Source organism: Mesorhizobium sp. M7A.F.Ca.CA.004.04.2.1, assembly GCF_004022825.1.
Lineage (GTDB): Bacteria > Pseudomonadota > Alphaproteobacteria > Rhizobiales > Rhizobiaceae > Mesorhizobium.
In genome coordinates this window covers 1-8,551 of sequence record NZ_RZPH01000159.1, presented here as the reverse complement: position 1 = coordinate 8,551, position 8,551 = coordinate 1, and the positions used below count along the sequence as shown (strand labels likewise).

The window sequence follows — 8,551 nt, the reverse complement described above, 5'->3', positions numbered from 1 at the left end:
AGTTCTTGCTGATCGCTTCCTTGGCCTTGCCCTGCTCGTCGAGCGTCGGAAACACTGCTGCGGCATAGGATTCCGCCGGAGGCAGCTTTGCCAGCACGTCCGCCGGGATCTTGCCATTCTTGGCGAGATCGTTGAAGCGGATCGGGTGGCAATAACCCTTCAGCCAGCCGATCTGGCCTTCGTCGGAGTAGAGGTACTCCATCCACAGCTTGGCTGCGTTCGGATGCGGCGCGTAGGCGCTGATCGCCTGCACGTAGACGCCGGCGACGACACCGGTCTTCGGCACGACGACGTCGACGGGCGGATTGCCCTTCAGCGTGTCGCGGCCGGCGAGCGCATTGTAGTCCCAGTTGATCAGGATCGGGGTCTGGCCCTGGGCGAGGGTTGCCGGCTTGCCAACGACCGGAACGAAATTGCCGGCGGCGTTGAGCTTCTTGAAGAAGTCGAGGCCAGCGGTGCCGGCGGCTTCACCGGCTGCAGCGCCACCGGAAAGGCCTGCAGCGTAGACCGCCTGGATGGCTTGGTTCGAGGCGCGCGGATCGCCGGCAAGAGCAACCGCGTTGGCGAATTCCGGCTTCAAGAGGTCAGCCCAGTCGCTCGGTGATTCCTTGACCAGATCCTTGTTCACCATGAACGACAGCACGCCGTAATAGTCGCCGTACCAGAAGCCCTCGGCATCCTTGGCGCTGTCGGGGATCGAGTCCCAGGTCGACACCTTGTAGGGCTGGATCAGGCCGTCGGCCTTGGCGGTCGGGCCGAAGGACAGGCCGACGTCGATGACGTCGGGCGCCTGCGGGCCCTTGTTGTCCTTGTTGGCCTTGATCGCCTCGATCTCGTCGCCGGAACCGGCATCGGGATTGAGTTCGTTGACGGTGATTTCCGGATACTTCGCCTTGAAGCCTGCAATGACGTCGCCGTAGCCGCACCAGTCATGCGGCAGCGCGATGGTGGTGAGCTGGCCTTCCGCCTTGGCGGCCTTGACGAGATCGTCCAGCGAATCCGCGGACGAAATCACCGTCGACGCGAAAAGCGCCGCGGCCGAAAGGGAAAGCACTTTCCCCGTGAATTTGAACATGTGTTCTCTCCGTTGAACTGACGCCGTTGGACGCCTGCGATGCGGTATCGTTTTCATGTGACAGCCAGATGAAAGCTTTGTGAAAGCGGCTGCTCGCAGTGCGAAAAAGTAAACTCTTTTTAACCTGATGTAGCAATCGCTCCGCGATTCTTTTTCCGGCTAACTAGTTTTTGCCTTGCCCGTCATCCTCCCCCTTGTTTTCATAGCCCCTTTTCAGATCACTTTGCGGCGCGGAAAACGCCTCAGACCGTGCCGGCGATGGCGTTTTCGAGCAAGGTCAGCGCCGCCTTCTTGGTCAGCTTGACCGGGTTGCCGCCGGCAGTCGGATCGACCACCGCCATATCGGCGATCAGCATCTTACGTTTCTTGTCCATATCGAGCCCCTTGATAAGGCCGGGCAGTGCATGCGGCACCTTCAGTTCCTTGCGAAGCTTGATGATCGCCTTGGCGAAGCCGTCAAAGCCGCCCTTGATGCCGCAATAGGCGGCGAGCCGGCCGATACGCTCCTCGATGGAGTCCCGGTTGAAGGCCAGAACATAGGGCATGAACACCGCGTTGGTCATGCCGTGATGGGTGTCGTAGAGCGCGCCGACCGGGTGCGACAGCGAATGGATGGCGCCGAGCCCTTTCTGGAAGGCGGTGGCGCCCATGGCGGCGGCGCTCATCATATGGGCGCGCGCAACGAGATCCCCGCCGTTGGCATAGGCCTTCGGCAGGTTCTCGAAGACCAACCTCACACCTTCGACGGCGATGCCGTCGGCCATCGGATGGTAGCCGGGCGCGCAATAGGCTTCGAGGCAATGGGCCAGCGCATCCATGCCGGTACCGGCGGTGATGAAGCCCGGCATGCCGACCGAAAGCTCCGGATCGGCAATGACGATAGCCGGCAACAATTTGGGATGGAAGATGACTTTCTTGGTGTGCGTGGCCTCATTGGTGATGACGCCGGCGCGGCCAACCTCCGATCCGGTCCCGGCGGTGGTCGGCACGGCGATGATCGGCGCGATGGCATCCGAATTGGCGCGCGTCCACCAGTCGTCGACATCCTCGAAATCCCACACCGGCCGCGTCTGCCCGGCCTGGAAGGCGATCAGCTTGCCGAGATCGAGCGCCGAGCCGCCGCCGAAGGCGATGACGCCGTCATGCTTGCCCTTCTTGAACACGGCGATGCCGGCGGTCAGGTTGGATTCGACCGGGTTCGGCCTGACCTCGGAGAAAACGCCGTAAGGGACCTTCGCATCGTCGAGGATCTCTAGGGTCGAGGCGACGACCGGCAGTTTCGCCAGTCCAGGATCGGTGACGAACAACGGCCGCTTGATGCCGGTGGCCGCCAGCACCTCAGGCAATTCCTTGATGCGGCCGGCGCCGAAGCGGACGGTGGTGGGGTAGTTCCATTTGGAGATCAGCTTGGACATTTTTGTCTTTCAATAAATCAGATGGCTTCGCGCAGATGGAATGATTTCGGCCTGGTGAGATTGTCATAGCCGATGGCCGACAAGCCCGCGCCCTTGCCGGTGTCCTTGACGCCGGTCCAGACCAGTGCCGGATCGAGGTAGTCGCAGCGGTTCATGAACACCGTGCCGGTCTCGACCCGATTGCCGATCGCGACGGCATGCTCGGTATCGCGGGTCCAGATCGAAGCCGTCAGCCCGTAAGGACTGTCGTTCATCAGAGCGATCGCCTCTTCGTCGTTACGCACCTTCATGATGCCGACGACCGGGCCAAAGCTCTCTTCGCGCATGACGCTCATCTGATGATCGACTTCTGTCAGCACTTCCGGTGCCAGATAAGGCGAACCGGCCTTGTCGTTAGCCACCTTCATGTCGATGTGCGCCTTGGCACCCTTGCGCAGCGCTTCGGCCTTCTGTTCGCGGATCAGATCGGCGAAGCGCGCCTGCGCCATCGGTCCCATCGTCGTCGCCTGGTCGAGCGGGTTGCCGACGACATAGTTCTTGGTCTCGGCGATGAAGCCTTCGACGAATTCGTCATAGACCTTTTCGTGCACATAGACGCGTTCGATGCCGCAGCAGCACTGGCCGGAATTGTAGAAGGCGCCGTCGACCAGATTGGCGATCGCATGATCCATCTTGGCGTCCGGCAGCACATAGGCCGGATCCTTGCCGCCCAGCTCGAGGCCGAGCGTCATGAAGGTGCCGGCCGCCGCCTTTTCGATGGCGCGGCCACCGCCGACCGAACCGGTGAAATTGACATGGTCGATCTTTCCCGAGCCGAGCAGCCTTTCGGTCTGGGCGTGATTGAGCACGACATTCTGGAACACGCCCTTGGGCAGGCCGATCTTGTCGAACGCCTGCTGAAAGCGCTCGCCGACCAGCAGCGTCTGCGCCGCATGCTTGAGGATGACGGTGTTGCCGGCCATCAGCGCCGGCACGATGGTGTTGACGGCGGTGAGATAGGGATAATTCCACGGCGCGATCACCATGACCACGCCGAGCGGGTCCTTCTTCACATAACGGCGGAAGCCGTCCTTCGGGTTGGAGGCAGGCACCGACTTGAGCGCCTGCTCGGCGATCTCGACCATATAGGTGGTGCGTTCCCTGACGCCGCCGAACTCGCCGCCGTAGCGTACGGGCCGCCCCATCTGCCAGGCGATCTCCGGCACGATCTCGTCTGATATCGCGACCAGCGCTTCCAGCATGGCGAGCATGTACTTGCCGCGCTCGACGATCGGCGTCTCAGCCCATTTCTCTTGCGCCGCCTTGGCGCGTTCCACCGCTGCATTGATCGCCTGGTCGGTCGCGATCGGTCGCTCGGCATAGATCGAACCGTCGATGGGGGATATGAGTTTGACCGTCTCGGTCATTTTGTAAGTCCTCGTATTCTACAACAAAATCGTATGGCCTGGCACTGCCCCTCATCTGCCTGCCGGCACCCTCTCCCCCACGGGGAGAGGGTAAGAGTGAAGGGGCGCCGACGAACCGTCGATACCTAGTACCGCTCGAACCCTCTGTGCAGTTCCCAATCCGTGATGCGGCGGTCGTATTCAAGCTGCTCCCACTTTGCGGTGTGGACATAATGTTCGAGCACATCCTCGCCGAGCGCCTGCTTGAGCATCTTCGACTTCGCAAGCGTCTCGGTGGCATCGCGCAGCGTCTTCGGAATCTCCGGCAGGCGCGATGCCTGATAGGCATCGCCGACGAACGGCTTCTGCAATTCCAGCTTCTCGTCGATGCCGGCAAGGCCGGCGGCGATCAGCGCTGCGAACGCAAGATACGGGTTCAGATCGGCGCCGCCGATGCGGCATTCCATGCGGATGCCCTTGGTGCCCTCGCCGCACAGGCGGAAGCCGGCGGTACGGTTGTCCTCGCTCCACATGATCTTGGTCGGCGCGAAGGTGCCGGCCTGGAAGCGCTTGTAGGAGTTGATGTAGGGCGCCAGGAACCAGGTGAATTCCTTGGCGTATTTGAGCTGGCCGGCGGCCCATTGCTGGCCAAGCGTCGACAGCGTCCAGTCGGCCGCCTTATCGAAGAACAACGGCGTCTTGCCGTCGGCGCTCCACAGCGAATTGTGGATGTGGCTGGAATTGCCGGCGAGCCCGTAATTGTATTTGGACATGAACGAAATCGCCTTGCCCTCGGACTCCGCGATTTCCTTGGCGCCGTTCTTGAGGATGACGTGACGGTCGGCCATGTCGAGCGCCTCGGCGTAGCGCACATTGATCTCTTCCTGACCCGGACCCCACTCGCCCTTGGAATTCTCGATCGGAATGCCGGCCGCTTCCATCTCGTTGCGAAGCCGGCGCATGACGCCCTCTTCCTTGGTGGTGATACCGATCTGGTAGTCGCCGATATAGGGCGATGCGGTATCGAGACCTTGCCAGTGCTTCTTGCGGGCGGAATCGTATGTCTCGTTGAACAGATAGAATTCAAGCTCGGAAGCAAAATAGCCTATATAGCCGCGCTCCGTCAGCCGCTTGACCTGCTTCTTCAAGATGGCGCGCGGCGAATGTGGCAGGTCATCATGGGTGTGGTGGTCGAGCACGTCGCAGATCACGAGTGCGGTCTTTTCCAGCCAGGGAATGCGCCGCAGCGTGGCCAGATCCGGCTTCATGACGAAGTCGCCATAGCCCTTCGACCAGCTCGCCGCCTTATAGCCCGGCACCGGCTCCATATCGATGTCGGCGGCCAGCAGATAGTTGCAGCCATGCGTTTCGTCATGCGCGGAATCGACGAAGTACTGCGCCAGGAAGCGTTTTCCCGCCAGCCGTCCCTGCATGTCGACGATGCAGGCCAGCACGGTGTCGATCTCACCGCTGGAGACCGCTTTCTTCAACTGATCGAACGAGAAATTTCCGGCCATTCCTTTGGCACTCCAGCACTTGTCGATTGAAAGGGATAAACGTAGCCATGGCCGGCGCGAGGCCGGCCATGGCCATATAGGGCGATATCAGGCGCCAGCTTCGCCGATAGCCACCTCGGCTGCCCTGATCGCGGCCTGGCGTTTGGCGATCTGATCACCGATCGGCGGACCCTGGAACCGGCGGTTCTCGAAACCGAACCAAAGCACGGCGGTCAGCAAGATGAAGCCTATGGTGATGTAAAGCACCTTGTCGTTCGGCGGCTGGATGGCGATGTAGAAGATGATCACCATGCCGACAATCGACAGCGCACAGAAGAGCTTGAACAGTCCGGCGCCCAGGTTCCACGGGCCAGGATTAGGCCACTTGGCCGTGCCGAATGCGACCATGCCGAGTGCGATCGGGATTGTGAACGACAGGAACAGGAACACCAGCGTCGAATTGACGACGATGGTGTAGATGTTGGTGCCGCCGATCGAAATAAACTGGGCAAGGAACACATACAGGATTTCGAGGATCGCGGCCGTCCAGATCGCATTGACCGGCGTGCGCCAGGTCGGGTTGACCTTGGCGAGAGCCGCGGAGCCAACGGGCATGCCGCCGTCGCGGGAGAAGGCAAACAGCATGCGCGAAGCCGAGGTCACGGTGGCCAGGCCGCAGAGGAACTGCGAAATCAGGATGGCGAGATAGAGCAGCTCCTTGAGCCACACGGGCAGGATCGCGTCCATCGTCGAGAAGAAGACGCTCCAGCCCTGCTTGGCGCCGGCAGCCAGGTCCGGGATCGCGAGAACGATTGCGCACAGCATCACCCAGCCGATCAGAGACGACCACAGCACCGACGAAATGATCGCCCGCGGAACGGAGTGTGCTGCCTTGACGGTCTCCTCGGAGGTGTGGGCCGAGGCGTCATAGCCGGTGATGGTATAGACGGGCAGAAGCAGGCAGAGCAGGAACAGGTACATCATGGAGTCGGTTTGCGGAAAAACACCGCCGCCCGCATCGCCTGAATAGTTTGTGAACGTCCACAGCCGGCTGATGTCGATTGCCGGTGCGAACACCAGGCAGGCCACGATCAGCACTGCTGTTGCGCCCAGGATAAGAAAGCCCGAAGCATCGGTGAGCATTGCCGTCAGTTTGATGCCGAAATGGTTGAACAGCGCCTGCAGCACGGTGATGAAGGCGACAAACCCGACGATTTCGCCCGGCGTGCCGGTGATGCCGAACCAGCTTCCGAATGTTCCAACGAAGAAGAAAGCGGTGCCGATGTTGATGGCGCCGAGCACGGTGATCAGGCCGAACAGGTTTAGCCAGGCCGTCAGCCAGCCGGTGAAGCGGTTGCCGAGGATCGACGACCAGTGATAGAGGCCGCCGGCGGTTGGAAATGCCGAGGCGATCTGCGCCATGGCAAGGGCGAAGAAGCCCGACACGCAGCAGCCGACGATCCAGCCGATGCCCGCACCTGCGCCGCCGATCGACGATGTGGCTTGCGCGAAGGAGTTGATGCCGCCCGAAAGGATGCAGATGATCGAGAACGATATCGCGAAATTCGAGAAGCGGCTCATGCTTCGCGACAGTTCCTGGGCATAGCCCATGCCGTGGAGAACCTTCAGGTCCTCCTTCTTGTCAACGTCCGTATAATCCGGTCCTGCCATTTTCATTCCCCTGTGGTTCTAATTGGCCGATTGAACTGACTTTCCGACTGAAGGCGATCTGGAATATCCGGCCTCCTCTGGCTCCAGATCCGAAAAAATGCCCGTGAGCAGATCCGCCCATTTCCGCTGCCCGGTCTCGCCGGCGATTTCGTCGTTGCGGATTTCGATCATCGCGCAGGGCAGGCCGCGCGATCGCGCATGCCGTTCCAGCGTGAAATAGACGCGGTCGGCAGGCGAATACGGCTCGTTGACGCCGACGGTGACGCCGGCAAGCCGCTTCAGCGCCGATATCAGCGGCGCCGCCAGCCGGCGATCCTCGTCGTGGATGATGCCGATATGCCAGGGCCGGTTTTTGGATTTGTAGACCGGCGTGAAGGAGTGGACCGAAACCAGCCGCGTTTCCTGACCATGTGACAGCCTGTTGTCGATGATACCGGCAATCGTGTCGTGGAAAGGCTGCCATGACAACGCGACACGCGCCGCCCGCTCGCTTTGCGACAGGCCGGCATTGCCCGGTATGGCCGTTGTCTCACTGACCGGCGGCACCAGGTCGGGCGCGTCGAGCGGCCGATTGCAGTCGATGACAAGGCGCGAAATGCAGGTTTCGACCAGAGTCGCGTCAAGCGCCTGCGCCATGCGGAGGGCAACCGGCAGCGCGCCGGGATCCCAGGCGATGTGGCGCGACAGGTCCTCGGCGGCAAGGCCGAGCGTGCCGAATTCGGCCGGCAGGTAGTTCGAGGCGTGATCGCAGGTCAGCACGAATGGGCTCGATCCGGCGGGGTTCGTCACCCTCACGGTATCAGACGATGCAAGGCTGGCGGGCCGTGCTTTCTCCATACTCTGCCGTCCCCGGGGAGCGCTGTATCGTATGTTACGTATTTTGCCTCATTGCGTCCCTGTGGATGATTTCATACAGTTTGTCCGGCTTTGTCAAATGCGATCTCGGAAAAGGCCTTCGGCCGAGCCAGAGGTGGGGAAAACATGATTTCCAGCATTGCCGAACTGATCGCCGATCGCCTCGGCACGATGCCGGCCGGCGAACGGCGCGCGGCCCAGACACTGATCGCCAACTATCCGATGATCGGCCTGAAAACGGTCGCTGAATTCTCGGCCGCGGCGGGCGTCTCCTCGCCGACGATCCTGCGTTTCGTCGCCCGGCTGGGCTTTCAGAACTATCCGGAATTCCAGTCGAGCCTGCAGGACGAACTGGCGGCGCAACTGCAATCGCCGGCGACAAGGACACTCAACCCGCCCTCGCCTGGCGGCGGCACGGTGTCGCCGATGCTGGAAGCGACGCTCGACAACATGCGCGAGACGTTCAGGCACCTGTCCGACAAGCAGCTTGCCGACATCGCCGCCCGGCTAGCGGACCGGCGCGGCAAGACCTTCCTGATCGGCGGCCGCTTCACCGATCCGCTGGCGCGCTACATGGCCGCCCACCTCGCCGTCATCCAGCCGGATGCCTTTCACCTCGCCGGGCAGGAGAGCATGTGGCGCGACCGGCTGATC

Annotated in this window: 7 protein-coding genes; 1 reads left to right on the top strand and 6 read right to left on the bottom strand. The window is 61.7% G+C overall.

What is annotated here, in order from left to right:
• From EN893_RS10000 to EN893_RS09975, 6 genes are all read right to left on the bottom strand, one after another.
• The coding region (locus EN893_RS10000) for an ABC transporter substrate-binding protein (protein WP_164900784.1) at positions 1 to 1,075 on the bottom strand (1,075 nt) is incomplete at its 3' end.
• Positions 1,076 to 1,317: 242 nt separating this feature from the next.
• On the bottom strand, positions 1,318 to 2,490 hold the full coding sequence (locus EN893_RS09995) for an iron-containing alcohol dehydrogenase (protein ID WP_127268304.1): 1,173 nt from the start codon (positions 2,488 to 2,490) through the stop codon (positions 1,318 to 1,320).
• Between the two features lie 17 nt (positions 2,491 to 2,507).
• The gene (locus EN893_RS09990; RefSeq protein ID WP_127268305.1) at positions 2,508 to 3,896 is read right to left on the bottom strand and encodes an aldehyde dehydrogenase family protein; all 1,389 of its coding nucleotides are present in this window, start codon (positions 3,894 to 3,896) and stop codon (positions 2,508 to 2,510) included.
• Positions 3,897 to 4,021: 125 nt separating this feature from the next.
• Positions 4,022 to 5,392 (bottom strand): glutamine synthetase family protein, encoded by a 1,371-nt coding sequence (locus EN893_RS09985; RefSeq protein WP_127268306.1) that lies wholly within the window; start codon positions 5,390 to 5,392, stop codon positions 4,022 to 4,024.
• Between the two features lie 87 nt (positions 5,393 to 5,479).
• On the bottom strand, positions 5,480 to 7,042 hold the full coding sequence (locus EN893_RS09980; RefSeq protein WP_127268307.1) for an amino acid permease: 1,563 nt from the start codon (positions 7,040 to 7,042) through the stop codon (positions 5,480 to 5,482).
• Positions 7,043 to 7,060: 18 nt separating this feature from the next.
• Positions 7,061 to 7,879 carry an N-formylglutamate amidohydrolase gene (locus tag EN893_RS09975; RefSeq protein ID WP_127268308.1) on the bottom strand — a complete coding sequence of 273 codons (819 nt, stop codon included), beginning with the start codon at positions 7,877 to 7,879 and terminating at the stop codon, positions 7,061 to 7,063.
• A 144-nt stretch (positions 7,880 to 8,023) separates the two neighbouring features.
• Between EN893_RS09975 and EN893_RS09970 the strand changes: the two genes are divergently transcribed.
• Positions 8,024 to 8,551, top strand: a 528-nt coding sequence (locus tag EN893_RS09970; protein ID WP_164900783.1) for a MurR/RpiR family transcriptional regulator, incomplete at its 3' end; no start/stop codon positions are given.